The sequence below is a fragment of the Ekhidna sp. genome (assembly GCF_963691765.1).
GTDB lineage: Bacteria > Bacteroidota > Bacteroidia > Cytophagales > Cyclobacteriaceae > Ekhidna.
Genome location: NZ_OY829375.1, coordinates 382,227 through 408,902 on the forward strand (window position 1 = coordinate 382,227; position 26,676 = coordinate 408,902).

Below are 26,676 nucleotides of genomic sequence, written 5' to 3' on the forward strand. Positions count from 1 at the left end.
GGTTTTTCCTGAATCCTTTGATCATACTTTAGTCGGAACAAACAACCACAAACTCAGCTTCTGTGGTTTTTCTAAGATATAATTCGGTAGTTCCAAGAAGCCTAAGAATATTATCTGATATCCGATTTTTACTTACACCAGGCTGAACGATCATAGTTTTAAAAGATGTACTTGTTGTTCTTGATTTGTTCTTAAAGTAAACTAATCTTTGAATATCTCCTTTTAACAACCTAGAATGACCTGTCTCTTGCCATCTTTGATGTCGTCTTCTTAGGTGAATCGAAAGCTCTCCAATACCTATATGCTTCCATCTTATTGACTTTTGAGCTTGTCCACAAAGCGTGTAGAAATTATCAATATCAGAACCTACTACCCCATCTTTTGCATTCTTGCAATGGATCAAGCAAAGCTCAATTTTAGATTTATCATCAGATTCTCGTAGGGCAACTAAATCACCTGCTTCTCCTGAAGCATCATCGTTGAATATTACTTCGTAGTCATTTTCAATATTGCGAAATGTTTGATATTGGATAGAATCTACTTCCATGCTTTTACCCATTGATTCTTTTCTGAGATCAATGCCACTCCAATCCCAAGCCTCAACCAGATCGACTGGATATAATCCAGCATTCATCTTTAAATCAATATGGTAGTTATTGTAGGAATGTGTGCCATCCGCGTACCTGAGAATGAAAGGATCAACTATCATTTGTTCTTGCAGTGGTTTTACTACTCCGCCTTCACCATATCTAAAAGAAACAGGGAGGCCAGATATTAAAGTGTAAGAGTATCCACCTTCAATTTGCTCATCAATTTGAAATCTATAAACACTAACATTTTCTTCAGTCTTTATTTGAATATCAGTCCCATTATTATTGCCCGTATCAATTATTTCAAGGCTCGTGAAGTATAACTGAATCGCCTGATCCCCAAAAAACACATAAACTTTATCCTCTCTTTTTAATTGTACATGTTCGCCCCACTGGGCTGATATAGCAGGTTGTGCATAGTTAGACAACAGTTTTGTTGGCCTTAAAAAGTCTTTTGTTATGTTTTCAGCTTCTGTATCATCTGAATCTACCTTCAGCCAAGTTTTATCACACCAATCTTTCCAATCCTGTATTGATCCCGTTTTAACTGCCCAAACTTTCCCCTTTCTTTGTGAACCACCCCAAATTATCCTCTCTCCATCTTCATAACCCAAACAAGCAATATTGCTCAGTTCAGACTCAAGCTTTTCAATCTCAGCAAGGCCTTCAGTAACATTTGAACCGAAATATTGAGTAAAGCTTATTGCTCCTACCTTTGCAGCACCTAAATTCTTAACAAGTGGTAGTTGCACGTTATTCAGTATATTAAAAATACTTGGCCCACTTATTAGTGTTGATTGACCACCTGTAATATCTTCAACAAGTTTTTCCGTTCTAAATGCAGTATAATCATTTGAAAAAATAAATAGAGCGTTATTGTCAGACGCCCAATAAGCAATCAATAACTTATATACAGAATCGCTTAATTCCTGGTGGCTACCCCACTTAACAGGGCTTTCCTGAATACCCATGACAACCAAAATATTATCATCCTCACTAAAGGAATGCCAAGACTCCAAATTGCTTGGTAAGGATTTGGAATAATTCATAGGATGCCATTGATCACAGTTCGTCTTAAACAATTGAGTTGTGAAATTCGGCTTTAGATTCCAAAGCGAAATTTGCTTGCTTAAATCACCATTTGATTTTAAGTTCTCAATAACCTCCTGCAAATTCAGCTCTCTTTCAATTCGTTCTTCACTCAATCTTTTGATTAGGTCATCCCAATCCGCACCTTGAGAATACAATTTCTCAAGACTCTTCTGCGTTTTTGGATCCGCTATATTGACTATCACAGCTGCGTCTCCAACGTTTATTGCCTTTCTCGTAAATCGTCCGATGAATTGTAGAGTAATAGCTAGGCTTTTATGACCGTCATGAATTGCAGCAATTTTGAGGTTCGGTAAATCAAAACCTTCTCCAAGCATATTCACACATACAACTATTCGAGATCCCTTGGACTTCAATTTTTCCAGTGCTTCGTCAACTTCACCTTTTGACAGATTTCCATGAATAAGAATTGGATTAAAACTTGAGGCAATTTCAGAGTAGATTGAATATACTTCTTTAGCTCTTGATATCTTGTCGGTCCTTGCCATTAGTATATGGTCTAACGATGGATTTGAGGTCACATCCTCTGTCAGGATTTGCACACTTTTTTTTGCTATTTCGACATCTGTATCATTTAAGTCTCCGTACTCTTCGATTGGGATCAACCTTATTGGTTTATAATAATCTGACTTCTGAGCATCTCCCAACTTGTAGTTAAATATTATTTTACCACCAATATGATGGTTATCATTTCTGAATGGAGTAGCAGTAAATTGTGTAATCCTTTTAGACTTAAACATAAGTCTTATCTCTTCCCAGGTGGATGCCGTACTGTGATGAGCTTCATCAATAAACAAATCAGTGCAGCTTTCTGTTAAGACTTTAATAGATTCGGCTGAGGATGATTTTAAAATTTGGGGTGTCGCAACAATTACATTTGACTTTTCTACGATTGAGGTTGCATCCGCTGTGGACATTATTCCTTTTTTGATTACAGCCACAAAAGGCCTAGGAATATCGGATTTTAGTATACCAATATTTGGCAATATTCCAAGTGTAAAGAACTTCTCAGAAAGTTGATTTCTTAATGCATTACTAGGAACCAAAACCAAGAGCTTTTCAATTCTTCTATAGGTGAAAATACCGAGCATGGTTTCAGTCTTACCTGTTCCAGTAGGCAGAACCACTGTGGCAGGTTCCAATGGAATGGAAACAGAATAGTGAGCGGCTACAGCATGTATCGCTCCTATTTGGGGAGGTCTTAACCCGACTTCACCCTCATGCTCTTCTTTGAAGATAAATTTAGATCTCCAAGAATCTAGTACTTTTTGAGGTGTATCCCGATCTGTCAGTATTACTTCCAGATTCTCCCATTTGAATTGGGCTTCACTCAAATTTTGTAAGGAAGATCCAGCTTTGAGGCTCAGAACCAAATAACCTTTTGGCGCAGCTGACTTCGCACCTTTATACTTAATCAGCAATTCCCTAAATTTTCCGCTTAAGGAAGTTCTAATAAGTTCAAAACCGTTAAATGGAGAATCATACAAGTCAACTTGAACTTCCTGCTCATTAATGGCAACCTGAGAAACATAATTACCCCCAATCTTTTCTTTGAACAATTGTTTCTCAGGTAGTGTAATCGAACCAGACCACTTTGAAAATAAACTCATAATTACATAATAATATCAATTATTATTTTCATTTTCCATACCTACTTTTGGGTAATTTTCAGGTGACGGTAGGACATATAAAAGAATTTTTTGTGAACTTTTAAGAATCGTATACATTCATCACTTTACTTCCCTCTTTTCCATCAATCCTTTGCTGTGGAATAACTAATTCCAATAACTTTTTGAGCACCCAATAAACAAAAAATGCAGCTAACAGAATTGCAAAAGCGTGCAATGCAATTCCTGCTGCAATTCGAAGAATTTTACCTAGACCTATAAGAATGATTGCACCAACATTGGCAGCAATACCCCAAGTTCCAACTATTTTATAATTCATGTAGACATATTCAAAATGGTCAATGCTTTGCGCATCTGCTTTACCAATAAAATATGCGAAAACAACTACATTTATCAATATCCAATTTAACAGAGTCAGCTTCTTCCGAGTTGGAGCAACAGCCTTTTTTACATTCCTTCTGATTATCCTGTCTAAGAATTTTTCAAATTGATTTATTTTAGATCTTACAAATTCGCTTTGATAGACCCTTTTTACAGCAGGTAGTTCTTTGGCCTGCTCAATGCTATTAACAACAACCTCTTCTAACATTTCGATTATTTTTTTGCATTTGTGCTTGACAGCAAACTCACGCTCGTGGTAAGCTGATTCGCCCTTCCACCTCTATTTAGAAAACTTGAAAAAATTTCATTTCTTTTTAGTTGACTTACTCGGTTTCAATGAAGGTTTGTTTCCTGGTGTGTCCTTATTATCTCTCCTTCTTTTATCAAGAGTACCATCCTTTTTTTTAGGCTTAGGCCCTGGCTTTATTGCTGCGATTTTCATAATTGTCTTACTTTATCCTTTTTTCGTTTTGTTATACTTTGGGTTTTTGCCACCGTTATTTCTTCTATAGGTCGCTAGTTGGCGAGCTTCTTCTTTATTAGCTCCATTTGGAGTTTTAGCTCTTCCGACAACTTGCATGTGGGTAAATTTTTTTCCTCCCTCTAAATGCTCATCTAATCTTCGTTCAGGATTGTTAGTAGTACCCTTATATACTACCTTCCGTCCATTTTTCAGATTGTAATTGAATGTGGTTTTATTTTTCTTTTTCATAGTTGTAACATTAGTGAAACACTTGTATTGGTAAAGATACGATATGATTTTCAAATTTGTTACATTCAGAAAAAAAATGTTTCTTTGATGAAACAACCTATGTCTATGGCTTCTAGCATTGATTCTTCAAAGCTCTCCCATATGATTAAGTCAAAAAGGGGGAAGCAAGGCTTGAGAGCAGCTGCACAGGAAATCGGAATTAGCGCTCCTACACTTTCAAGAATAGAACAAGGAAACTTACCAGACATTGACACATATGTGAAAATCTGTGATTGGCTTAATGTATCTTCAGATTATTTTACTAGTGGTGTTCCTGAACAAAACACGCAAGATTTGGTGGTTACTTCTTTGAGGGCAGATAAAACGCTATCGCCTGAAACGGTAGAATCCTTGGTTAATTTCATAAATTTGGCATATAACCAAGTGAAGGACGAAAATCGCAAAGATTAATTACAGTTACGGATTTAAGACCAAAGCTGATAAGCTTACAATTTCCTTTCGGGAGGACTTGGGACTGACAGTAAATGACCAACTCCCTTCCAGACTCTTAGCAAAACATCTAGGTGTAATTCTTCTTTCACAAATTGATTTCCCCGACCTTTCAGAGAATGATTTCTTAAACCTTAATGGTCAGAGTGGTTGGTCCGGAGCAGCGTTTGAATGTCATGATAAGCCAATTATTCTTTACAATTGTCATCATTCGGATGCCCGCAATGAGAGCACTATAATGCATGAACTTTCTCATATCATATTAGGTCACAAGCCAAGTGTTGATGAAAACTTAAGGCACTTGGGGTTATTGCTTCGTAATTATGATGAGATACATGAAAATGAAGCCAATTGGCTTGGAGGTTGTTTGCAATTACCATTTGATGGTCTTGTTACGGCACTACTGAAAGGTAAAAGCAATGACGAAATTGCTCTTCAGTATGGAGCAAGCACCGATATGGTAAAATTCCGAATTAACAAGTCAGGAGCAAATAGGAAGGTTTATCATATCAAAAATAGAAGAAGGTAAATTATTTTTTTGAAGGCTTCTTAGCTTCAACTTGCCTATCTGTGAATTGAACAAAGTATGGATCGTAATATCTCAACCTTCCATCAGTATGCTCTATCAACGCTTGTGTTTCACTATGGAAACTCGAATATGAATATGTGAAGCGATGAAAGAAGCCTTCTATCTTTTCTCCTTTATGAGTCACTGTGACAGGTCGAAGAGCATTTTTATTTGGCATTACTAAAAGCTAATTACAGATGCTTTAACATATCATTCTTTATTTCTTCCTGGAACTCGTCTTTCCAATTAGCCAATATATTGTTTACCAAATCAGACATTGGAATGTTGTAATAGCTAGACGTCTTCTTCAGGAAATGATGAAGTTCATGATCCACATTGACAGTGCGATACTTTCTGTTTTTCTTCTCTGATTTGACACTTAAAAATTGTTCTAGCTTCATTGACGGACTTCAAGAATAAATGCGACCAATATATAAAAACTAAATTACATCTTGCCCTTTAGGCTATGGTGTAAGGTTTTGAGAAGATGGAATTTGCTTTTTGTGATTGAAGAGCAAATTATAAAGGCATTCGGCCGAGTCCTGAAGGAATCAAGGGAAGCAAAAGGCCTTTCTCAGGAAGCTCTTGCCCATGCAATTGAATCACATGCTACCCATATATCAAGACTTGAGAACGGTCATAAACAGCCAACACTTATCACCTTACTTAAAATTGCTAAGGAATTAGAGATGGAGCCGGAAGAAATGATTGTGAAGGTTAAAAACCTTTTGTAGCACAAATAAGTGGGAGTAATAGGATTCGAACCTATTCAGCCGAAGCACCAGATTTACAGTCTGGCTCAACTCTCCATCGTTGACGTACTCCCATTAGAGAACATGGCGGGATTCGAACCCGCAATTAGAAGTTTTGCAGACTTCTGCCTTACCAGTTTGGCTACATGTTCAAAAGCGGAGGCAGAGGGAATCGAACCCCCGAAGCTCTAACACCCGACAGTTTTCAAGACTGCTTCCTCGACCAGCCGGACTACCTCCAATTTTGCGGAGAGCAAAGGAATCGAACCTTCACCTCAGAGATGAGAACTTACTTAGCAGGTAAGCGCAGCAAACCAATATCTGCCTACTCTCCTTTTGTTGGCCTGCCGAGAATCGAACCCGGAACCGACACCTTATAAGAGTGTTACTCTAACCGTTGAGCTACAGGCCAATAAGATGATCCATCAGGACTTGAACCTGATCCATCTGAGTCAAAGTCAGATATGCTACCATTACACCATGGATCATTGGGTGTCTTCGGGACTCGAACCCTGTTCTCCTCATTCACAGAGAGGCATTTTACCAGTTAAACTAAAGACACCATTTGTACTCCGTACGGGATTCGAACCCGTGTTTCTCGAGAGAAAGTCGAGTGTCCTAGGCCATCTAGACGAACGGAGCATTTTAGCAGTACCGACGGGACTCGAACCCGCAACAACTCGAGAGACAGTCGAGCACTCTAACCGATTGAGCTACGGCACTTTGAAAAAGTATGGACATAAAAAAAGCATCCCATTTCTGTGGGATGCTCTCTCAAAAGTCTTATCTACAACTCTATATCAAGTCATAGTTGCATCCCATATAAAACAGTCTTGTTCCTGCTCATAATCGTAACTGAGTCGATTTGAGGACAGACAGAAATTGGCTATATGGAGATGTATTCGTTTCATTGTTTTCGTGTGATCAAATTCATTTCTGATGATGCAAAGGTTAGAACTGTAATTGAAAAACGCAAGAAATAAAATGAATTAAATTTTTGATTATCAATTAGTTATGTACTTTTAGGGCAATAGAATTCCACCCCACTTTAAGCGAGTTTTTTTCGATTTCACAACTGCCTGTCTCTCAATTGTTTCTCTTTTCAATGCCTTATCGTTTCTTGTCTAAGTCTCTCAAAAAATTTTAAAGATTTGACATAAAAAAAGCGTCCGACTTTCGAAGGACGCTCTTGCTTTATCTCTTATTTCCTATTCGGATGTTGAAATCATTTCATTTTAATCAAAGCATATACGTCCCATAACCACTGTTCTAAGAGCGAATAATGGCAACTGGAGTCCAGACATATACTTTGTATTGTTCTTTTCATTTGTTGCAAAAGTAAGAAATCAAGTGAAATGGTATTCTGTCCGTATTGTTTTTTAAGCTAGTATTGGGGCTCATCATAACAACTAGCTGAATATTGAAAACATTTCCCGAGAATATCATATTCAAGTACCCATGGAGAAATTATCAACAGCGTGTACTAGATGAATTGGATGAACATCTAGAAGATGATCATTTACATGTAATAGCACCACCAGGATCTGGTAAAACAGTACTTGGCCTTGAAGTAATGATAAGGCTCGACAAGCCTACACTCATCCTCGCCCCTACCATTGCAATCAGGAATCAATGGGTAGAAAGGTTTTGTGAGCTGTTCTTACAAGTTGAAAAACGACCCAATTGGATTTCATTGGACATAAAGAATCCGAAACTGATAACAGTTTCTACTTACCAAGGGTTGCATGCGGCATGCACAGATAGTAAAGCCATAGAAGATGAATTCGAAGAACTAGAGGATGAGTCATCAATCGAAGATGATTCTGATCTTCAACCATCTAAGCTCGATGTAATTATCCAAACTCTAAAAGAAGCGGGACTTGGAACTATTGTTGTAGATGAAGCTCATCATTTGAAAAACGCCTGGTGGAAGAGCTTAATTCAAATTAAGGACAATCTTAGTCCAATCATTGTAGGCCTTACAGCTACACCTCCTTATGATGTCTCGTATACTGAATGGTCAAGGTATATAGAATTAAACGGGCCCGTTGACACGGAGATATCAGTCCCTGAGCTGATTAAAGAAGGCGATTTATGTCCTCATCAAGATTACATTCTGGTTTCTGAACCGACTGAATCAGAACTTGAAAAAATCAAGGAGTACCGGAAGATAACAGAAGACATTTTTGAGCGTCTTTCACAAGATGAATTTATAGTAGGTCTCCTGAATTCATCAGAACTAATCAAATCACCAGAGGCACAATTGGACTGGATTTATTCCAATATGGAGTACTACTCAGCAATACTTATCTACCTCAATCACAATGATATTGCAATAGAAGATCGTCACGTTAAAATAACAGGAAATAAGCCATCAAAACTCCCAAAACTGTCCAAAGAATGGCTCGAGTTACTTCTTGAGTTTTATTTAAAAAAGCATGACTCAGAAGATGAAAAAGTTATTAAGCATCAAAAGGAAACCTCGCTCATCCTACGAAAAGCTGGGGTAATGGAAAGAGGAAGAATCAATTTTACTGATGATTCCAAAATTGAAAAGTTTTTGACATCCAGTCTAGGTAAACTGGAAAGCATAAATAGAATTACAGAATTCGAATCAAATCATCTAAAGGATGATTTAAGACAAGTCATTCTAGGCGACTTCATTCGTAAGGAGTATTTATCAGATTCTGTTGAGATCAATAAGCTTGGGGTGATTCCTATTTTCGAAAGCTTAAGAAGGAAAAAACTTCAAACAATTAAGATTGGAGTTCTTACAGGGTCTTTGATAATCATCCCAAAAACTGCACTTAGCAAATTGACTGAAGTGTCAAGCAAGTATGGAATAGATAAAATACGAACCAAACCTCTGGAATACGATCAAGACTATCTAATTGTAAATGTGAACGATAAAATGAGGCATGATATCGTTCACATTGTTACTCAAACATTTGAATCCGGAGAAATTACGGTTCTTGTTGGAACAAAGTCTCTACTTGGAGAAGGTTGGGATGCTCCTTCAATTAACGCACTGATATTGGCAAGTTTTGTAGGGTCTTTTGTCCTGTCTAATCAAATGAGAGGTAGAGCTATTAGGACGGTAAGGTCAAACCATAAAAAGACAGGAAATATCTGGCACTTAGCATGTAGTGATCCAACTAGTTCTGGTGGCGGTAAAGACCTAGAAACATTAAATAGAAGGTTCAAGAGTTTTGTTGGAATTTCTGAAAGGGAGAATAGAACGATTGAAAATGGTCTCAATAGATTAATGCTTCCAAAGACTTTAGATCTAGCTTCTGCTAATTCCTTTAATCAAAGAATGTTTTCTTCTGCCGCTGACAGGGAACTATTGAAAAATCAGTGGCATGAAGCAATAGAAAATGGAAATACGTTAGTCGAAGAGATAAAAATCCCTTTTGAAGAAGAGAAGGACTATAAGACACTTAAGAATCTCTACCTGAACAAGACAATAAAGTACGTTTTGGTTGAGCTAGGTTTAAGTCTCTCATTCTATGCTCATGAATTCATGGGACAACTCCCACGACTTAGAAGCCTATTTAGAACTCAGGAAGGAAGATGGACCATATTGGCTTTTTTCGTCTTAGGTGCCTTTGCATTTTTTGGTAGAAAACTCTACTTGGCATTTAGGTTATTTGTAAAGTACAGAGATATATCAAAGGATATAGATCATATAGGAAATGCTTTGCTCCGAACACTCATTGATTCAAAGCACATTCATAGCGATATATCAGAATTGAAAGTGGAATCTGCGGTTAACCAGTATGGTGAAGTATTTTGCCACTTGGAGGGTGGCACAACATTTGAAAAAGCTGTTTTCATTAAAGCACTTCAGGAGATTGTCACTCCTGTTGATAATCCACGATACCTTATTATCAGAAAGAGTACTTTTTTAAGCCTATTTAACCAGAAAGATTATCATCCCGTACCAGATGTTCTCGGTAAACACAAATCGCTTGCTAACCAACTTGCAAGCTTTTGGAAAGACTTAGTTGGTAATTGTTCATTAATCTTTACACGAAACCCCGAAGGAAGGGCCATTTTATTGAAAGCAAGATTTAATTCTTTAGCATCTGAATTTCACGAAAAAGTAGAAAGAACTAATAGGTGGAAATGAAATTGGATCAATAATCCACAACACTTGTCCTTAGAAAAGGACACTTTCTTAAGATTAATAGACAAGAAAGATTCTAATCATCTTTCGAATTGAAGATAAATGGTATTCTTGAGATTAGTTTTTTTGTCTGAAAAGGTATCTCAAGATTTTCCATATCAATTCCCTCGTAAGCTTTTATTACATATTCCCTATCAGCTTCTGTTTGTGGGGTAGCAAGACCAATAGAATAGCTATACCAACTACTAAGAAACATGTATGCAGTAGAGTTGAGGTCGAAATTATTTTCGGATATAGCTTTTAAATAATCTCCAACAATACTCCATCCACCATACTTACTTATAGCCTTTAGGCAAAATCTCTTTGTTTCAGTTCCTGTCTTATCAAACAAGCTTCTAAGTATCTCTACATCCCCAGAAGACTTTTGCTTTAGAATAATAATCAGGCAGCTCTTCTTGACTGTATTTGAATCATCAGTTAGCATCTGGAATGCTAATTCCCTTGCACGATCTATGTCCAAGTTGGATATCGCAATTAAAGTCGCTGCTCTTTTCTTGGCGAGGTTAGATTTTAATATGTCTTCAAGCTTATCTATGTCTTTTGCTGAGCCCGTTTCTGAAAGTCCAAGAATACTTCCTACACTCTGTGATGTAAGCAACTCTTCTCGATAAGTTTTATAGAAGTCAACTTCCTTATGACTCGATATCAAGTCTCTTGCCAATGATCTAATTGCAGCTGAGTTATCAAATAGCATTGACTCCAATGACTCTAAATAAATCGGAACTTCATCACTTTCAATCTTTTGGATAGAATAAAGTCTAACCTTTTGACTCTTATCTCTGAGTAGCAATTCCAGCATCTCTTGAGACAAGCTGTCTGAGTAATTTCTAACAGATAATAAACGGATGATAGGACTTTTATCGTGGACAATTAACCGAAGTATCTCATCTGTTAGAAGCTCTCTTTTAGTGAGGTTCTTAAAAACGTAAAATCTATCTTTTTCATCATAAGAATCGACAGAGTCAATTATCCTTTGAACGTTAGCCTTCGAAAACAAAACCTCTGTTATCTCAGTGTGAATATCAAGAAGATCTGTGCGCTGTATCTTAAGCAACCAGTCATATATATCATGATACTTTACAAGAAGTGTTGGATCTAAATCATCAATTACCTTCCGGATTAATTCATCTGCAAGTTTTCTTACCGGTCCTACCCAATCACTTAGCCTAAATAGAACGAAGGGAAACACTATATCAGTGAGATTTTTAGCCATTCGCTTAAGTGCTTCCTCTCTCACATAACCATTAGAATTCATCGAAGCAATGCATAGAAGGCTACTGTTCAACTCTACACTGAATCTTTCCAACTTATTTAGATCCGCCTTTCGTAACCGTATATATCTGAAAGATGAATAGAGGTTTTTATTGTCAAATGAAGCTCGAGAATTTAGTATTCTTTTGATTCCACTCGCTGCTTCTTCAGCAACTTCAACATTTGAGCTAAGAGACCATTCCAGAAGAATAGGAATTTGCCCAAGACCTTCCATAGCCTTGAAATCTGGTTGATGCTTTAGATCAATCTTTTCAGTATCTACCTGCTTTCCAGTCCCCAATATTTTATCAAAAATCCCCATTTAACTACTTTAACCTAATTTCAATCTTCTTCATTTCAATATCCATTTCAACCCAATCCTCAGATTTATAATCAGGTATACAATCGATCAAACTTGTCCCTTTTGCATATCTTCTCAAAGAGTACTTTCCAAACAAAACAGTCATCTCATACTCATCTTGACCGTCTTCACCAATCCACGCCTTAGTGACTATCCTTCTTTTATCGTTCACCTGTTTTTTACCCAACTGGTGGTCAGGAGTTGGAGACCAAGAAACTCCATCGCACCAATATCTATTAAGTTCTTCATAGTGATGATAGTCAAAGTGATAACATAGTTGAAACTCCAGATGAGTGCAAAACTCTTCATTGAAGGGACTGATATCGTTTTCATAATATAACATCAGTCCACTTCATGAAATTTTTCATCACCACACATCCTAACAATCTTGGGTTGGAATGAACCAACTACATCGACTAAGTCTTTTTGTGATTCCATGACTTGCCTGATGTCCTTGTACGCCATTGGTGCTTCGTCTAATCCTGAACCAATAACCTCAACACCAGCATCGTTGATGTGGTTAACCACCACCTCTTTATCCAAGGTGTTCTTAGCCTGAGTTCGAGACATTGCTCGACCTGCACCATGTGAAGCCGAGTTTATTGATGCCTCATCTCCTTTACCTCTAACAATGAATCCCGGTGCAGTCATTGATCCTGGAATGATGCCTAAAACCCCTTTACCGGCAGGTGTTGCACCTTTTCTGTGTACTATGATTTCATCACCATTTCTGTCCTTCTCCTTCCAGGCGAAGTTGTGATGGTTCTCGATCATGGTAACAGGATTTGCTCTTAACCCAACCGCCATTCTCTCATGGATTTGATGATGACATGCTGAGGCATAGTCTCCTGCAAGATTCATCGCCAACCAATACTCTTGACCAAGTTCTGCATCCAAATCCAACCAAGCCAGATGTCTGGCTTCATGAGGAAGCTTACAGTTCTCCATCGCAAGCTTTGTGTAATGCTTCGCGATAGTAGCCCCGAATCCTCTTGAACCAGAATGAGACAATAGAGCCAAGTAGTGACCTTTAGCCAATCCAAACTCGTTGTTCTCATCTTCAATCTCCGTAATACCAAATTCAACAAAGTGATTGCCTCCACCTGAAGTACCAATTTGAGCAGCAGCTCGATCTTTAAGGTCTCCAACCATTTTGATTTCATTGAATAGGCTATCTTCTAATACTTCATGATCTTTTGGTTTCTTGAAAGTAGCTTTACCAAACTTGGTATTTCTAACAAGCATCTTCTTCAAGTCTTCCTTTCTATCCACTAAAATTGATTCAGGGATATCATAGATAGTCATGCACATTCTACATCCTATATCAACTCCTACCCCATATGGGATAACTGCATTCTCAGTGGCAAGAACGCCACCAATTGGAAGTCCATATCCTTGATGCGCGTCTGGCATCAATGCCCCTGCTTTTGCAATAGGAAGACGCATTGCTGTCTCTATTTGATTTAAAGCACCTTGCTCTATACCTTCTGCTCCATAGACTTTATACAAGTCTGGAGTCTCACGTAGAGGTAAGACCGTCTCTACAGGAACAATAAGTTCCTTGGCAATTGGAGCAAATACCTCATGATCTACAAAATCCTCAGGTTTTGACAACACTAGCTGAAGTGACTCTTTAGCATTCTCAATTTCTTTTGAATTGATTATCTCCAGAGCAACGCCAATGGCCTTTCCCTCAGGGTAACCTAAATTGATTAATTCTCCGCCTGTGATATGTGTTTTATTTTCTTCCATGATTCAAAGGAAAATACTAAGTACGCAGTGTTTTTGCGTAGTTAAAATTATTTACAAAAAAAAAGTGGAAATTATACATTCATAACTGACCAGATTCATGGAGGAAGAATGTATTAGTCCACTTATAAAAAGGGAATTGAAACCATTATATAACCAGTTATCAAGGCGGGATTCGAACCCGCAAATTGAAGGAAATGATTTCTAATCCTTTTAAAAGACTCAGGTAATCAAAGTCATTATGTCTATTGCTCTACCCAACTGAGCTATTCCGCAAAGCGGAAGAGGGATTCGAACCCCCGACCCATAGGTTAATAGAAGGAAATAACTTTTAGTCCTGAAATAATTTCAAGCGGTAATTGAATTCTCTATTGGTAAAGGTTCACGAAGGAAGAAAATTCTAATCCGCCAAATACTATGGTAATCGCTACTACTACTTGTGAAGTAACAGTTCAAAACGAAGGAAGCAATAGCTAGTCCATTATATCAATTCAGAGAGTACTCTCTCAATATCGGTTGCATTATATGTGCAGCCTTTAATTCCAAATGTTATATCTGCTTTTTCAATTTCCTCAACAATTTCCGCACCTCTGCTTCTACTGTTCAGAGTAGCAAGTTCTAACATTGTAGGTCTTGTTTTGACAAAGTCAGCTACTTGGCTACATAGTAATGAAACGTCATCTTTCGACCCTTCTACATTATTATGAAAATCTTGACCAGATACATATAGATCAGTGATAATCATTTCCGCTTCTTTCACATCAACAATAATTGGAATTGAATACCCACCAATCCCATTCAAATCAAACTTGTTTTCTACAGTCTTGATATCGAATGTTTTAATGCTTGGATTAACATCTTTTCTAATCTGCCATCCAGCGTGACAGTCCATGTCTACGAAATTGTTTCCACAGAATTTATAAACCTGTGGTGCAACATACCTCACAGATGAATCCAACTTCGTTAAAGTCATATCAATGAACTCCGCAGCTCCATGAGGAGCAGATTGGATATCACCAGAATGAACAATGCCATTGCTTCTCAAATTTGTATAGCTAACATGACCTAAGTAATTCCAATTCTCGTCATACTGTATTGCCGATAAATCAAGATCAGTTCTCTTGTCCGCCTCCTTCCAGTAAACGAACAATCTTAGCACTTTTTCAAAGTTTACCTCTAGTCTACTACCTCTACCTACAGTTACGATCCCATCAGAAGCCTTCCTTTGCTGTAATGGAATTGTAAACTTCTCAAGATTTGGATCAATCCATACCTTTTGACCGTCCCAACTCTCCTTACTACTAACCTTTGAGAATAATCCATGATCAATCACACCTAAAATTTGATCCACTTGGTCTTCAGTTAGTTCAGCGAAAGCATTATTAGGAATTACCTTAGTCTTTCCCTTCTTATTAACTATCGTTCTATACTCGGCTTCATTAATCGTATTGAAGTAAGACCTTAATACCAGTAAGTTTTTTACTTCCAATTTGTCAACAATGGATGCAAATGATCTCAATACCTTTTCTGTATCAGTTGGGAATCTTCTAAGGACTTCATGTAATTTCCTTCCGAAGACACCAGGTTTATTATTGAAATGCTTCAATAAAGAATTTACTTGGTCTAAGAGAAGTAGCCTTTCAGTTTTAGAGGCATAGGTATCTATCTTTCCATTTCTTAGAGCATCAAATACCCTCGAGGTTCTTGGGAATTGCTTTGCATACTCTGATGGATGAATATATCTCCCGATCTCTAACCAAAGACCCTTATAATTCTTAATATCTTCAGATAGATTGGAGCAGTTCTCAAGAATACCCAAAATCACTTTTCTCTGTTTTCTAGCAAGTTTTGGAAACTTAACCGCTTCACTCAAGCTAACATCAGTCTTAGTGAGACTAGCAAACATTCTTAAAATATCCACAGCACTTCCAGCTAATTTCTCTACTGATTCATAGTCCTCGTTAAGCCACAGTTTCTCCAGAATCAAGGCTTTCGTTTCCTTGAATACAATCAAGTCCCTATCAAGATCTTCTACACCAAAGAATTTGATTAATTCTGCCAAATCTGAGTGCAATTCTTCTTTAATTGATGATCTTGAATAAACTAATTCTCCCAAGTATGATTTTAACTCCTCAGTAAGATCCTCTTCAAATACAATGTTTAAATCAATCCATTCAACATTCGAATCAGCTGATTTATCAGCTTCCTCCTTAATCGATAGTTCATATAACTCTTTTGATTGCATCTGAGATATAGGATCTGCTCCAAACTCATATACATTAAAAAGCCATTTTGGAACCTTTAAACCATTTTCTAATTCTATACCATCCTGAAATAAGTTCAAGACATTGCCTAGGTATCCAAATACTCTTTTAAAGAAATATTCATTGTCTTCAGGGATATCATTAGGGAAGTTTTTGAATAAAGGAACATATTCAACATCTCCGCCTTTCTTTCTTTTAAGTACGTCCATCAAATGAGAGTAATCCAAAAGAAATGATGGAGAAACTTGATCTAGCAATTCCGGATTGGTTATTCGGTAACCCATTTTACCTAGTTCAGCCAAAAACGTGACCTTCTGTTTGGCTGTCCATCCTTTTCCTTGCGACATTCCCAATAGGTTCAATCTGTTAATTGCTATAGTTTTCATATCTCTCTATTTATTTAATCTTCTTCAAACCCCTCCATCCTAGATTAAGGAGTGGAGGGGGCATCTTGCACCATGTGTGCTTCAATCATGTTTCAAAGCTGAAGAGCTACTGCGCAATCTTTTTGCGTAGTAAATAAATTTTTCATTTTTTTATAAAAAACTTCCTGTGCCAGTAAATAGAAATGCCTTAGTCCGATACAAAACCATTGACAATTGTCTTAGAAACAGGCATAGAAAATGGACATTGGAAGACCTGATTGAAGCTTGCTCAGATGCTCTTTACGATTATGAAGGCATTGATAAAGGTGTAAGCAGAAGAACAGTACAGATGGATATCCAAATGATGCGCAGTGATAAACTTGGATATCATGCTCCAATCATTGTTGAGGATAAGAAATTCTACACCTACTCTGATCCAGACTATTCCATTACTAATATTCCACTAACCGATCAAGACTTAGGCAAGCTTTCTGAAGTAGTTGATATACTAAAGCAGTTCAAGGGATTTACACATTTTCAAGAATTAAGTGGAATGGTTCAGAAGTTGGAGGATAAGATTCATGTGTCCAAGACTAATGAGCGTCCTATCATTGATCTTGAAAAGAACGAGAACCTAAAAGGATTAGAATACATTGATCCAATTTTTCAAGCTATCGTCAATAAGCAGTGCATCACACTTACTTATCAATCATTCAAAGCAAGAAGTTCTAACACTTTTAACTTTCACCCAGCTCTTCTAAAGGAGTTCAGAAACCGGTGGTTTGTACTTGGAAAGAAAAAGCCACAAACAGGTTTCATGCTACTAGCTCTAGATAGAATCGAAGTATTGGAAGAGTCTATTCATCCAGTAATGGCATTTGATGAGTCCACAATTGAAGATTTCTTTAGAGATGTAGTAGGCGTGAGTGTGAACGAAGGAGAAGACCCGATTGAGGTTGTATTGGCAATTGATCATTCCAACGCACCTTATGTACTGACTAAGCCCATACATCACAGCCAAAAACTTGTTGAAAAGAATGACCAGGGAATAGTTGTATCAATTCAAGTACAGCCAAACTTCGAATTGGAAAGAGAAATATTAGGATTTGGAGAGAGCATCAAGGTTATATCTCCTTCAAGACTTAGGTCAAGAATAAAGGAAAAATTGACACATGCAATTGATCTATATAACACAGAGTTGAATGAGAATATCATCAAGAACTACAATAAGAGATTGGAGTCTCGTGGATACATCATTACCCATCATGTTTATACGAAGAGAGAAGTAGCCAAAATGGGATCGATACTTCATCATTACAAAAATGAAAATCCTGGGACAAGCAGTGAAGTTTATGCAATTCGTAATCTCATAGGAAAGGTCCCTGACCTACGACAGTTAGTCTTGAACAATAACTTAAAGAAGATTCTATCTAAGATTGATGAAAACTTATTTCTTACAAAGGCTATCTACTTCGATAAGCCAGCGCAATCAAACTGGTATGTGACCTGGCATCAAGACACTACAATTAATGTCAAAGAAAAAAAAGAGGTGAAAGGCTTTGAAAACTGGACAAAGAAAGAAGACTTCTTTGGAGTCCAGCCACCCAAAGACATCCTTAATAACACTGTGACCATTCGCATTCATCTTGATGATACCACAGATGAAAATGGAGCATTGAAAGTCCTGCCTGGTTCGCATAAGAAAAGGTTAAGTGATGAAGAAGTCACGTTAATTACACAGAATAGTATCCCTACTGTATGTGAGGTAAGAGCAGGCGGTATTCAAATCATGAAACCGCTGATTCTGCATGCCTCTTCAAAGACAACTAACAATAAGAATCGTAGGGTTATTCATTTGGAGTTTGACTCTAAGGAATTGCCAGATGAGTTGATGTGGGCAGAACGAATTCAAAAGGAATGAAGTCGTTACTATTTAAACACTGTTACTCAATTATAAATAAGAAGGAAACAGACTGACATTCATAATTCAATAAATGTTATTATTTAAGCTTAACTTTAAATGATAACATGAAGGCAATCTTATATACTCGAGTTTCCACAAAGGATCAATCAACAGCTCGTCAGATAAATGATATGAAGTCATTGTCTGAGTTCGAAATCGCGAAGGTTTTTTCAGAGAAGGTTTCCGGGTTCTCAGTTTCAGTTGATGATCGGCCTATTCTTCAGGAGGCTCTCTCCTATCTCAAGACGAATAATATTGAATGCATAATGGTTTCAGAAGTCTCCAGGCTTGGAAGAAATACACACGAAGTACTAGGTCTAATTGAAGAGTTGAAGAGACAGAATATTGCCATCTACATCCATAACTTGGGAACAACAATAAATAAGTCAGAGTCCTCCAGTGAGATTTTCACCAAACTCATAGTTACTATCATGGCCGATTTGGCGAGACTTGAAAGTGAACAAATGAGTTATCGCATTAAATCAGGCATTAAAGCAAGAAAGGCAAATGGACTAACAACTGGTAGGAAGATAGGATCTACTGAATCAAAAGAAAAATTCTTATCTAAGCATGCTGATATTCAGAAGTACTTGACTAAAGGATATTCCTCAAGAGAAATTCAAAAACTTTGCAAATGTTCCCCAAATACGATTAAGAAGGTTAAGGATTACATTTAAACAAGAGGCTTTTGACATTAGTAGCGAGCAGATGCCCCAGGATATGGGACCACGTAATGGTTTTCTCTCCCCTTTTCTGAATAGAAGTGTTTACGAAAATCCCTGATGAAATTAAAAATAAATTCCTGGTCGTTTTTTGACATGTTCATCAACATATCTTCTATTAAAACTGCAAGGTTTCGATATTCAATCTGATCACTTAAACCGCATAGGTAGTTAGGATGTGTATCCAGAATTTCACAAATTCTAAAAAAATTGGACGAAGTTGGCTTGGTTTTACCGGTCTCATAATTGGAAACCGTTGACTGCCTGAGATCTGCCGATATAGCTAAGCTGTTCGCATACATATTTCTATGTTTTCGTGCTATAACCAGTCTTTCAGGAAAATGCTTAAATGCCTCTTCGGCTGAGAATATACGATTGGATGGATTACTCAAAAAGTGAAGTACAATTATGTTAAAATATACGTTCTACCGTATATAAATATACAAAATAGTATGGTTTCATTAAAATAGTTGTGGTAAAAGTGATAGCGATGATTTGTCACCTTTATCAAAACACTGAATTTCAAGCAATTCAAACCTAACTATTTATGACGCTCCAACAGAATCTAATCCCAATTAGTAGTCTACCTGATATCGGAATCAGCTACTCAGATCTAAATCAAAACAATGTGCAGACAACTGAACTGGATGGAACGATCTATGTGGCAAAAAAGCATATCAATAGATTTTTAAGAAATAAAGATCCTAGAATAGCCAACAGACCTGACCTCAACATTCTTTTTCTTGAAGCTTTAAATGATTGGTACGTCAATCATCTACACTTATTTAAAGACTATGAGGGAATCAAAAAAATACACTTAGCTAAGAAATATACATTCTTCCTTCTATATCTCACTTTAAGAGAAAATCCTGGCGTCAAAAAGAAGCAAGTTTATAAAATTCAGAAACTGGTCAATAAAGAATACTATTCAAATATTAGATCCTTTTACAAGTTTGTGGAAGATCTAAACACAAAAAATCTACTAAAAAAAATCAGGCACAATACTAAAGGCCGTAAACATCTAAGCAAATACAGAGACCATGAGGAATGGATCCAACTTGAAATTGAAGAGTTATATAAACGTAGAAAAAGCATCAATGAGATTACGAAGTATTTAAACCCGATGCTCAAGCTAAAAGGATTACCTAAAATTTCACCAAGCACAGTATCAAATAGACTATCATCATATCTAAGAAATCTCTACTCTCTCCAGCGCTTTGATTATAAATATGTCAAGCAAAAGATCTTAGGGTACGAAAATAGATATGACCCATCGTTCATCATGCAAGTGGTTGAGGCAGATGGATCGAGATACCAAATTATTGGCATCGACGAAGACACCAATTCTATAGTATTCATTTCATTTTATGCGATTCTAGACCTTTGTTCTGATAAAATTATTGGGGTCAATTGCGGGCTTTCTGAAAATAGATGGATGGTCTTAAATGCATTTTACGACATGACTATGCGTACAGGGCATTTACCTTCTGTTATCAGAATTGATGGAGCTAGTCCGCATACAAGTGACGAAGTCAAGAGTTTGATAAGAAGATCATCTTGCGACTACGGTAGCTTATGGATTAATCGTGAAGTAGGTGAACCACAAATTGACGGAACCATCGAAAAGTTCTTTCAAGATTTTCATGATAAACTAGTCAGTGACCATCCTGATTATGTTGGACTTAGCATGGTTTCTACCACGCCCAAAAAGAGATTGAAGTATGAAATTTACAACAGAGCTTACAACAACAAAAGTTCTCTTCTTAGCACCACTGAAATAAAAAAATTACTTCTTAATCATCTTGGCCTTTGGAACTCTAGCACTAAGAATGGAGAAACAATATCTCGTGATTTAAAATTCGAGAATGGTGAATATTTAGATGCTAAACCAATTCCTCATCACGAAATAGCAAAACTATTTTGGCATCATGACAAAATTAAATTCCAAAGACAAAGGTTCAGAATTATGAATGGCGAGTACGAACTACTCTCTTTTGAAAATACAATGAAATTAAGTTCGGGATACCACTCGGTTTACTATGATGAATCAAATCCAGACTTTGTTTATGCATTTAAAGAAGATGGAGAATATTTAGGTAAGGCAACTAAGAAACCCATTTGGCTTAATGACCCAAAGAGAATTAGCAAGACTGATAGATATAAGATTAAAAAAAGAAGAAAAAATAGAAAGGCTATTGTGCCCAGAATGAAACAAGAGTCGAAAGCCAAGACAAAAAGACTTGAAGAAATCAGATTCGAAGATCCGCAAATACAATTTTACTTAAACCAAAAAAAGGAAGAGTCTTCAAAAATTATTTTAGATACAGTTGAGTATAATTTTCAATTGAAGAAAAAAAAGAACACTGTCACTCCTAGCCAAGATCACTTAACAGCTATTGACTCAGCCAATGAATTCATCTCTCAGGGGGTAAAAATCGAAATCTAATTGTATGGAACCAAAGTATTTCGATTCGAGCAATTTTCAACGTATACAAAAAATTTCTAATGACCTATACAATGAACCGGGTGTTGAATTCCTTGTCGCACCAACTAGGACTGGAAAGACCATTGGGGTCAGTTACTTTGTTAAAGGCAAGCCAGATACTTTCCATATTGAAGTAAGACCCGCAGAGACAGGTTCTGGCTTTTGGAGAAGATTCCTTATTACGCTTCATGAAAAACATAACTTAAAAGCTTCTTTCACCAATGCAACTATCGACTACATGATCGAGAACTCCTCTAAGATATTGCACGAGTTGAGTAGGTACAGACTAATTGTAATTGACGAAGTTGGAAACTTCAAGCCACAATTCATAAAATATGTTAGACAGTTAATGCACAATGCGAGAAGAGAGAATTGCAGCGTCCTTTTAACGTCTCCTAGCTATGCATTGGAAAACATTCAGAAATGGGAAACAAAAGGACTCTCTGGTATATCCGAGTTCCTTTCAAGAATAGACTATATCCATGAGTTACCCAAACATACAAGGAATGATATTCGAAATCTCTTCAAGATTTACGAAGTAAGAAATAGTAAACTTGAGAATGATATTTGGCTTAAAGCAAAATCATTGGGTGATGCAGCAAGATTACTAAAAAACTACTTAAAGGGTAGATGATTGGTATTCAGGTTCATATTCACCCCACAGATGGGACTTTTTTCATTAAAAGGACTAGAAATGGTGGGATACCGCCAAGTCTAAGAAAATTCAGATACTTTAAAAGAGAAGAATTAAAACTTCAAGAAGTTGGAAATAACTTTATCCATTTTCTCATAGACTTCGCAAATGAAGAAGAAGTTGAATTCTGGGAAAAATACTATCATGACCTTTTTATTAGTTGGGGGTTCACCTTCATCCATAAAAACTTTATTCAAAATAGATCATCACTTCTAAAACAGTATTTCTTTAGATTACTTGATGTCAGCCCCCATCTAACACAACCCATTGTCTTCACAAATCCAATTTCTTTAGACAACCTTTACTCAAAGCTTAATTTAGATATGGAGAGCTTGATTATGAATTACAATCAGCGCTTATTTCTTAATCAGTTTCGTTTGATGTACGCTCTTTGTTTCTTTAACCTGCTCAAATTCAACGCCGCAAAACATATCAAATGGAAGGACATTCTGCATAGCGATCATATTACAATTAACCTTGTAAAGGTTCCCGTGCTAAGAAGAACGAAGATTGCACTATCAAACCTGTATAGTATCGAAAGTTCTCCTGATGTGGAGCAAAAAATTTTTAAACCGAGTTTCACAGAAAAGTTCTCCCTGCTATTTAATGGCTTAATGTTTTTCTATGGATATCCCCTTAGGATAGATTCCTCTTCCAAGACCATCGGTAGGCTAGCTTCAATTTATTTGATTCAAAAGAAAGGCTTTTCTGTAGACTTACATTCATTTTTATCCAAAGTACTAGGCTACGAATTAATTGACGAGATTGACAATCTTTTTATTGATCATCTCTGCTATGGATATGAAAACCAAAACCTCATAGCCTCTGAGGATTCAGTATTTGAAGAGTGTATCACTGAATTGTATTCTCCAAAATAATTACTTCATATTACTTTCCATTTGCGAACGATTTACATTCTAATATTTTCACTCATTAGTTTAGACTTAAGTATATAATTATGCTTAAGGCTACAATAGAAAAAGTGATTGTTAAATTGACTCTTCTTGTGTCAAGTCCATGGCAACTTCTTGAGCTTGCAAGTCTCTGATCTCAGCTAGGCTCATTTCAACCAATAGCTGGCCATCTTTATAGACTGTTTTCAGCTCACCACCTGCCTCGGTCTCATAATCTGCACGATCCTTCATTTCGAGATTTCCATTCGCATCTTTGTAAATACCTAGAAGCCCACGAGCACTTTTCTTGGTGCCATCATCAGTTTTAGGATCTTTGAATATCTCACGACCTTGTCCGTTGACTTCTCCGTAAGTTGCTTTCATAGCAAATCCGAATGTATCTCTGGTCACATACTGGTAAGTAAAACTTCCGATTCCAAATACCACATTAGTACTGGCAAAGCCTTTTTGTTTAAGGTTTTCACATATCTGTTGGCATCTTTCCAATGTGATACTGTCACCGTAAATAAGGCCAATGTGTTGATCGAGTAACTTATATCCCGTTTCACTGATTGTTCCACCAAACGTCTCATAAAGACATTCCACAGCTCCCTTATACTCTGGTGTACCTACCTCGGCCTCTGGGTCACCGCATATGATTTTGATTGGATCACCACTGTCAGGTCGAATAACCACTTTGCCATCACGAACTAAGATTTGTTCTTTTAATTGAGGAACATATTCAGTGATTACTTTCCAGAAATCCCAGGTATCACTCACAATACTAACAATGCCCGTAGGGTAGGTTTCATTGATCAATCTTTTGAAGGTCTCTATTTCATCAAGTTCTGTCCCCATGCACATCACACTATGTTCCGTAGCAGGTACACTTGCTCCTATCATTTCCTTAGTAGCATCTGCATTATAGTATTCCTCCAAAAAGTCTATGGCTGGAATAGTATCCGTGCCTGTAAAATTCAGTAGGTGTCCAGCTCCACTCATCATAGCAGCTTCCAATCCTGCCATTCCTCTAAAGCTAAAGTCGTGTCCTTGAAATGGAACGAACTCCATGTCACCACCCGTTTCGATAGCATATTGATTTAAGATTTTTCTATACTCCAAACTGATCGTAGCACTGGTACAAGGCATCCAAATGACACAACTCAAAATGGTTTCCAAGAAGTTTGTGACCCAAAAGAATTGTGGAAGCGTGTTCTTGATGGTGAACATGGCTGTTCTTAAAGGAACACGAGTTCCTTCGGGTAAAGCTTTGATCTCAACTGGAAGATAGCCTAAGTCGTGTAATGCCTCGACGTGCTCAAAGGTGATGGCATCTGGTCCCAGGTAAGCATTTATCCTTCTTCTGTATTCCGCAACTACTTCTTGCTTTGGTTTATTGAAGAAATTTCTATCAAAATCTTCTTGAAGGTATTTTTTAATGAAGTATTGCAATCCAAAGAAGGTCACTTTATCCACTCCTGGTATTCTACTCTTACGAGGAGTCCAGTTACTGTAAACCAATTCCGTTCCTTCAGGGTATTGATTTCTATGATCTACTTTGTATCCGTCAGCTAAGTTTAAAGTGTTCATACTCTATTTAGTTATGTTTTTTATTAATTTGCGTATTTATAACGCAAATATAATTGCACACTTCAAACCATCAAGCATATTTGTGTATTTTTTACACTAATTAGAAACTATTTTTAGAGAAAAGTGACTGAAAGCCTAGTTCCGGCCTTTTTCCTTAGGATATAAAGTGGTCACTTGGGCGCTCTGCCAATATCTTTTCGACTCAATATCCATGATACTCACCTTTCCCGTAAAGGCCGCTCCGGTATCCATGTTCCATAGCTTCCCTGCTTGTATAGGTACATCAATGTCATAATTTGTAGTAGGCGTATGACCAATGTATATCTCTTTATAGTGCTTGAATCTCTTAGGATAATAGGGATCATGCTCACTTAAGTCATGCTCTTTCATGAGTAATGCTGACTCCCAAAGGGTTCTGTCCCAGGAATAATTTGATCTATGTACTTCTTTATGAACCCCGTGCATTGAGGTGAAGCCAGCATGTATGAACAATCGGTTTTCATCATCGATATGAAAGTCCACCATATTATTAAAGAATTCAATGTGTAGTTCTTTTTCTTGATCCGATATATTAGAATAACTCTTAGTTGTTCCCAAACCACCATGCTCTAGCCAGGTGCTATTGGGTTTTCTTGTTTTCAGCCATTCTTCGCACCATTGGTCATGATTACCTTTTATGAAAATGGCATCATGTCCGTCTTTAAAATCAATGAGAAAAGAGATGACTTGTGCTGACTCACTCCACCCATCTACATAGTCACCCAAAAAAATGAACTGATCAGTGCTTTGAATTTCAATCTGTGCCAATACTTGCTCGAGTGCTTTCAGCCCTCCATGGACATCACCGATTATAAAGGTTCTCTTCATTACTCATTGAAGTATTTAGGATCGACAAAATCAGTCAACCAAACGCCATTTTGAGATCTAAAAAATTTGATTCCATCTCTATACATAGCCCCGGACTGAATAACTAGAATTACTGGTTTTCCTCTTCTTCCACCTACATTAATGGCGGTTTCTTTGTCCTTACTTAGATGAACATGTTGTCGATTCATTTTCATTAATCCTTCCTCTCGAATGGACTTCATGAATTTACTAACAGTTCCATGATAAAGAAACTCCGGCGGTTCGATTTCCTTCAGCTCCAAATCCACCTGAATAGAATGACCTTGATTGGCTCTTATTTTTGTCCCATCATCGCTTAGGATGAACCGTTTTTTATCGTTGGTTTTAACGACTTCTTCCAAAGTCGCTCTATCTAAAGCAATGCTTTCTTGTCGGCTAATACCTTCAATTAGTTTTTCTACTTCCAGCCAACCATTCTCATCCAATTGCACATTGATATGTTCTGGTTTATGCCTAAGTACATAGCTCATCACTTTGCTGATGCGCTTCATATTATTTTCTTGTTTCATTTTAATAATTCTTTATAGAGATCATAATTCTCCTGATCAAAACACACGAATAGGACTTCCAAATCGCCGATTTGATCATATTCTTTAATTGCTCTTATTGCTATTTCTGCTGCACGGTCTTTTGGAAAACGATAAATACCTGTGCTGATATTGGGAAAAGCAATAGTCTTCAAATTGTGAGCTAGTAGTAGCTCAATAGAGCTTTTGTAACATTGCGCAAGCAAGTCATCCATTTTGCTATTGGCTTCTTGATATACTGGTCCCACCGTATGGATCACCTGCTTAGCAGGAAGATTACCAGCACTCGTAATGACAGCCTCTCCAGTTTTACACCCTCCTTGACTGTTTCTTATTTTTAAACAATCATTGAGAATATCCTTTCCACCTTTTCTATGAATAGCACCGTCTACTCCACCACCACCAAGAAGTGAGGAATTGGCAGCATTGACAATTGCATCAACTTTGATTTCGGTTATATCTCCTTTGATTAAATCAATTTTCATTG

Annotated in this window: 24 protein-coding genes and 10 tRNA genes; 9 read left to right on the plus strand and 25 right to left on the minus strand. The window is 37.1% G+C overall.

The features are described 5' to 3' along the window. Window positions 1–28: 28 nt before the first annotated feature. From ACY650_RS01780 to ACY650_RS01795, 4 genes are all read right to left on the minus strand, one after another. Window positions 29–3,310 (minus strand): DEAD/DEAH box helicase, encoded by a 3,282-nt coding sequence (locus tag ACY650_RS01780; protein ID WP_462251144.1) that lies wholly within the window; start codon window positions 3,308–3,310, stop codon window positions 29–31. A gap of 100 nt (window positions 3,311–3,410) precedes the next feature. Then, window positions 3,411–3,917: a hypothetical protein gene (locus ACY650_RS01785; RefSeq protein WP_462251146.1), complete on the minus strand. Its 507-nt coding sequence runs from the start codon at window positions 3,915–3,917 to the stop codon at window positions 3,411–3,413. A 96-nt stretch (window positions 3,918–4,013) separates the two neighbouring features. Then, window positions 4,014–4,151 carry a hypothetical protein gene (locus ACY650_RS01790; RefSeq protein WP_462251148.1) on the minus strand — a complete coding sequence of 46 codons (138 nt, stop codon included), beginning with the start codon at window positions 4,149–4,151 and terminating at the stop codon, window positions 4,014–4,016. Window positions 4,152–4,163: 12 nt separating this feature from the next. Next, a complete protein-coding gene (locus tag ACY650_RS01795; RefSeq protein WP_462251150.1) occupies window positions 4,164–4,421 on the minus strand; it encodes a GIY-YIG nuclease family protein in 258 nt (85 codons plus the stop codon). 87 nt (window positions 4,422–4,508) lie between these two features. On the opposite strand from ACY650_RS01795, the gene ACY650_RS01800 reads away from it, so the two are divergent. Both ACY650_RS01800 and ACY650_RS01805 read left to right on the plus strand, forming a co-directional pair. Further along, window positions 4,509–4,871: a helix-turn-helix domain-containing protein gene (locus ACY650_RS01800; protein ID WP_462251152.1), complete on the plus strand. Its 363-nt coding sequence runs from the start codon at window positions 4,509–4,511 to the stop codon at window positions 4,869–4,871. A gap of 58 nt (window positions 4,872–4,929) precedes the next feature. Further along, window positions 4,930–5,439 (plus strand): ImmA/IrrE family metallo-endopeptidase, encoded by a 510-nt coding sequence (locus tag ACY650_RS01805; protein ID WP_462251154.1) that lies wholly within the window; start codon window positions 4,930–4,932, stop codon window positions 5,437–5,439. A gap of 1 nt (window position 5,440) precedes the next feature. Here ACY650_RS01805 and ACY650_RS01810 read toward each other — a convergent pair whose 3' ends face one another. After that, a complete protein-coding gene (locus ACY650_RS01810) occupies window positions 5,441–5,656 on the minus strand; it encodes a hypothetical protein (protein WP_462251156.1) in 216 nt (71 codons plus the stop codon). A 13-nt stretch (window positions 5,657–5,669) separates the two neighbouring features. After that, window positions 5,670–5,879, minus strand: coding sequence for a hypothetical protein (locus tag ACY650_RS01815; protein WP_462251158.1), 210 nt, complete (start codon window positions 5,877–5,879; stop codon window positions 5,670–5,672). A 102-nt stretch (window positions 5,880–5,981) separates the two neighbouring features. Here ACY650_RS01815 and ACY650_RS01820 point away from each other — a divergent pair, with 102 nt between their 5' ends. Next, window positions 5,982–6,212 (plus strand): helix-turn-helix domain-containing protein, encoded by a 231-nt coding sequence (locus ACY650_RS01820; RefSeq protein WP_462251160.1) that lies wholly within the window; start codon window positions 5,982–5,984, stop codon window positions 6,210–6,212. 10 nt (window positions 6,213–6,222) lie between these two features. Here ACY650_RS01820 and ACY650_RS01825 read toward each other — a convergent pair. From ACY650_RS01825 to ACY650_RS01865, 9 genes are all read right to left on the minus strand, one after another. Then, window positions 6,223–6,304: transfer RNA gene (locus tag ACY650_RS01825), tRNA-Tyr, on the minus strand. Between the two features lie 5 nt (window positions 6,305–6,309). Next, window positions 6,310–6,382 (minus strand) — tRNA-Cys (locus ACY650_RS01830). Between the two features lie 5 nt (window positions 6,383–6,387). Then, window positions 6,388–6,470: transfer RNA gene (locus ACY650_RS01835), tRNA-Ser, on the minus strand. 7 nt (window positions 6,471–6,477) lie between these two features. Continuing rightward, a tRNA-Ser gene (locus ACY650_RS01840) sits at window positions 6,478–6,564 on the minus strand. A gap of 5 nt (window positions 6,565–6,569) precedes the next feature. After that, a tRNA-Ile gene (locus ACY650_RS01845) sits at window positions 6,570–6,642 on the minus strand. Between the two features lie 5 nt (window positions 6,643–6,647). Then, window positions 6,648–6,718 (minus strand) — tRNA-Gln (locus ACY650_RS01850). Window positions 6,719–6,721: 3 nt separating this feature from the next. Beyond that, a tRNA-His gene (locus ACY650_RS01855) sits at window positions 6,722–6,792 on the minus strand. Between the two features lie 6 nt (window positions 6,793–6,798). Then, window positions 6,799–6,872, minus strand: a tRNA-Glu gene (locus ACY650_RS01860). Window positions 6,873–6,879: 7 nt separating this feature from the next. Next, window positions 6,880–6,953, minus strand: a tRNA-Asp gene (locus tag ACY650_RS01865). Between the two features lie 697 nt (window positions 6,954–7,650). Between ACY650_RS01865 and ACY650_RS01870 the strand changes: the two genes are divergently transcribed. Then, window positions 7,651–10,362, plus strand: a complete 2,712-nt coding sequence (locus tag ACY650_RS01870; protein WP_462251162.1) for a DEAD/DEAH box helicase family protein — start codon at window positions 7,651–7,653, stop codon at window positions 10,360–10,362. Window positions 10,363–10,435: 73 nt separating this feature from the next. Here the strand turns inward: ACY650_RS01870 and ACY650_RS01875 are convergent, their stop codons facing one another. The 5 genes from ACY650_RS01875 to ACY650_RS01895 all read right to left on the minus strand — a co-directional run bounded on the left by ACY650_RS01875 (window position 10,436) and on the right by ACY650_RS01895 (window position 16,430). Then, window positions 10,436–11,992: a hypothetical protein gene (locus tag ACY650_RS01875; RefSeq protein ID WP_462251164.1), complete on the minus strand. Its 1,557-nt coding sequence runs from the start codon at window positions 11,990–11,992 to the stop codon at window positions 10,436–10,438. Window positions 11,993–11,996: 4 nt separating this feature from the next. After that, a complete protein-coding gene (locus ACY650_RS01880; RefSeq protein WP_462251166.1) occupies window positions 11,997–12,374 on the minus strand; it encodes a hypothetical protein in 378 nt (125 codons plus the stop codon). Further along, window positions 12,374–13,783: an RtcB family protein gene (locus tag ACY650_RS01885; protein ID WP_462251168.1), complete on the minus strand. Its 1,410-nt coding sequence runs from the start codon at window positions 13,781–13,783 to the stop codon at window positions 12,374–12,376. Before ACY650_RS01885 ends, ACY650_RS01880 begins: the two co-directional genes overlap by 1 nt. Window positions 13,784–13,947: 164 nt before the next feature. Further along, window positions 13,948–14,048 (minus strand) — tRNA-OTHER (locus ACY650_RS01890). A 213-nt stretch (window positions 14,049–14,261) separates the two neighbouring features. Beyond that, window positions 14,262–16,430, minus strand: a complete 2,169-nt coding sequence (locus ACY650_RS01895) for a TerD family protein (protein WP_462251170.1) — start codon at window positions 16,428–16,430, stop codon at window positions 14,262–14,264. A 166-nt stretch (window positions 16,431–16,596) separates the two neighbouring features. Between ACY650_RS01895 and ACY650_RS01900 the strand changes: the two genes are divergently transcribed. Both ACY650_RS01900 and ACY650_RS01905 read left to right on the plus strand, forming a co-directional pair. After that, window positions 16,597–18,330 (plus strand): phytanoyl-CoA dioxygenase family protein, encoded by a 1,734-nt coding sequence (locus tag ACY650_RS01900; protein WP_462251172.1) that lies wholly within the window; start codon window positions 16,597–16,599, stop codon window positions 18,328–18,330. Between the two features lie 107 nt (window positions 18,331–18,437). Beyond that, the gene (locus ACY650_RS01905; RefSeq protein WP_462251174.1) at window positions 18,438–19,049 is read left to right on the plus strand and encodes a recombinase family protein; all 612 of its coding nucleotides are present in this window, start codon (window positions 18,438–18,440) and stop codon (window positions 19,047–19,049) included. 17 nt (window positions 19,050–19,066) lie between these two features. Here the strand turns inward: ACY650_RS01905 and ACY650_RS01910 are convergent, their stop codons facing one another. Further along, entirely contained in the window at window positions 19,067–19,486 is a 420-nt protein-coding gene (locus tag ACY650_RS01910) for a helix-turn-helix domain-containing protein (protein WP_462251176.1), read from the minus strand. Window positions 19,487–19,641: 155 nt separating this feature from the next. On the opposite strand from ACY650_RS01910, the gene ACY650_RS01915 reads away from it, so the two are divergent. Genes ACY650_RS01915 through ACY650_RS01925 form a run of 3 tightly spaced genes read left to right on the plus strand, consistent with a single transcriptional unit; the run spans window position 19,642 to window position 23,151 of the window. Beyond that, window positions 19,642–21,540 (plus strand): hypothetical protein, encoded by a 1,899-nt coding sequence (locus ACY650_RS01915; RefSeq protein WP_462251178.1) that lies wholly within the window; start codon window positions 19,642–19,644, stop codon window positions 21,538–21,540. A gap of 4 nt (window positions 21,541–21,544) precedes the next feature. Next, entirely contained in the window at window positions 21,545–22,213 is a 669-nt protein-coding gene (locus ACY650_RS01920) for an AAA family ATPase (RefSeq protein ID WP_462251180.1), read from the plus strand. Further along, window positions 22,210–23,151 carry a hypothetical protein gene (locus ACY650_RS01925; RefSeq protein WP_462251182.1) on the plus strand — a complete coding sequence of 314 codons (942 nt, stop codon included), beginning with the start codon at window positions 22,210–22,212 and terminating at the stop codon, window positions 23,149–23,151. Before ACY650_RS01920 ends, ACY650_RS01925 begins: the two co-directional genes overlap by 4 nt. 111 nt (window positions 23,152–23,262) lie before the next feature. On the opposite strand, the gene ACY650_RS01930 is transcribed toward ACY650_RS01925, so the two are convergent. From ACY650_RS01930 to ACY650_RS01945, 4 genes are all read right to left on the minus strand, one after another. Then, window positions 23,263–24,756: a nicotinate phosphoribosyltransferase gene (locus ACY650_RS01930; protein ID WP_462251184.1), complete on the minus strand. Its 1,494-nt coding sequence runs from the start codon at window positions 24,754–24,756 to the stop codon at window positions 23,263–23,265. Between the two features lie 135 nt (window positions 24,757–24,891). Further along, a complete protein-coding gene (locus ACY650_RS01935; protein ID WP_462251186.1) occupies window positions 24,892–25,623 on the minus strand; it encodes a metallophosphoesterase family protein in 732 nt (243 codons plus the stop codon). Further along, window positions 25,623–26,171, minus strand: coding sequence for an RNA 2'-phosphotransferase (locus ACY650_RS01940; RefSeq protein ID WP_462251188.1), 549 nt, complete (start codon window positions 26,169–26,171; stop codon window positions 25,623–25,625). Before ACY650_RS01940 ends, ACY650_RS01935 begins: the two co-directional genes overlap by 1 nt. Then, window positions 26,168–26,674: an O-acetyl-ADP-ribose deacetylase gene (locus tag ACY650_RS01945; protein WP_462251190.1), complete on the minus strand. Its 507-nt coding sequence runs from the start codon at window positions 26,672–26,674 to the stop codon at window positions 26,168–26,170. Before ACY650_RS01945 ends, ACY650_RS01940 begins: the two co-directional genes overlap by 4 nt. Between the last annotated feature and the right edge of the window lie 2 nt (window positions 26,675–26,676).

What these genes read in the sequence shown, in the direction of transcription:
- ACY650_RS01780 (WP_462251144.1), bottom strand. Translation starts at nt 3,310, where the DNA reads ATGAGTTTATTTTCAAAGTGGTCTGGTTCGATTACACTACCTGAGAAA.
- ACY650_RS01785 (WP_462251146.1), bottom strand. Translation starts at nt 3,917, where the DNA reads ATGTTAGAAGAGGTTGTTGTTAATAGCATTGAGCAGGCCAAAGAACTA.
- ACY650_RS01790 (WP_462251148.1), bottom strand. Translation starts at nt 4,151, where the DNA reads ATGAAAATCGCAGCAATAAAGCCAGGGCCTAAGCCTAAAAAAAAGGAT.
- ACY650_RS01795 (WP_462251150.1), bottom strand. Translation starts at nt 4,421, where the DNA reads ATGAAAAAGAAAAATAAAACCACATTCAATTACAATCTGAAAAATGGA.
- ACY650_RS01800 (WP_462251152.1), top strand. Translation starts at nt 4,509, where the DNA reads ATGAAACAACCTATGTCTATGGCTTCTAGCATTGATTCTTCAAAGCTC.
- ACY650_RS01810 (WP_462251156.1), bottom strand. Translation starts at nt 5,656, where the DNA reads ATGCCAAATAAAAATGCTCTTCGACCTGTCACAGTGACTCATAAAGGA.
- ACY650_RS01815 (WP_462251158.1), bottom strand. Translation starts at nt 5,879, where the DNA reads ATGAAGCTAGAACAATTTTTAAGTGTCAAATCAGAGAAGAAAAACAGA.
- ACY650_RS01875 (WP_462251164.1), bottom strand. Translation starts at nt 11,992, where the DNA reads ATGGGGATTTTTGATAAAATATTGGGGACTGGAAAGCAGGTAGATACT.
- ACY650_RS01880 (WP_462251166.1), bottom strand. Translation starts at nt 12,374, where the DNA reads ATGTTATATTATGAAAACGATATCAGTCCCTTCAATGAAGAGTTTTGC.
- ACY650_RS01885 (WP_462251168.1), bottom strand. Translation starts at nt 13,783, where the DNA reads ATGGAAGAAAATAAAACACATATCACAGGCGGAGAATTAATCAATTTA.
- ACY650_RS01895 (WP_462251170.1), bottom strand. Translation starts at nt 16,430, where the DNA reads ATGAAAACTATAGCAATTAACAGATTGAACCTATTGGGAATGTCGCAA.
- ACY650_RS01905 (WP_462251174.1), top strand. Translation starts at nt 18,438, where the DNA reads ATGAAGGCAATCTTATATACTCGAGTTTCCACAAAGGATCAATCAACA.
- ACY650_RS01915 (WP_462251178.1), top strand. Translation starts at nt 19,642, where the DNA reads ATGACGCTCCAACAGAATCTAATCCCAATTAGTAGTCTACCTGATATC.
- ACY650_RS01920 (WP_462251180.1), top strand. Translation starts at nt 21,545, where the DNA reads ATGGAACCAAAGTATTTCGATTCGAGCAATTTTCAACGTATACAAAAA.
- ACY650_RS01925 (WP_462251182.1), top strand. Translation starts at nt 22,210, where the DNA reads ATGATTGGTATTCAGGTTCATATTCACCCCACAGATGGGACTTTTTTC.
- ACY650_RS01930 (WP_462251184.1), bottom strand. Translation starts at nt 24,756, where the DNA reads ATGAACACTTTAAACTTAGCTGACGGATACAAAGTAGATCATAGAAAT.
- ACY650_RS01935 (WP_462251186.1), bottom strand. Translation starts at nt 25,623, where the DNA reads ATGAAGAGAACCTTTATAATCGGTGATGTCCATGGAGGGCTGAAAGCA.
- ACY650_RS01940 (WP_462251188.1), bottom strand. Translation starts at nt 26,171, where the DNA reads ATGAAACAAGAAAATAATATGAAGCGCATCAGCAAAGTGATGAGCTAT.
- ACY650_RS01945 (WP_462251190.1), bottom strand. Translation starts at nt 26,674, where the DNA reads ATGAAAATTGATTTAATCAAAGGAGATATAACCGAAATCAAAGTTGAT.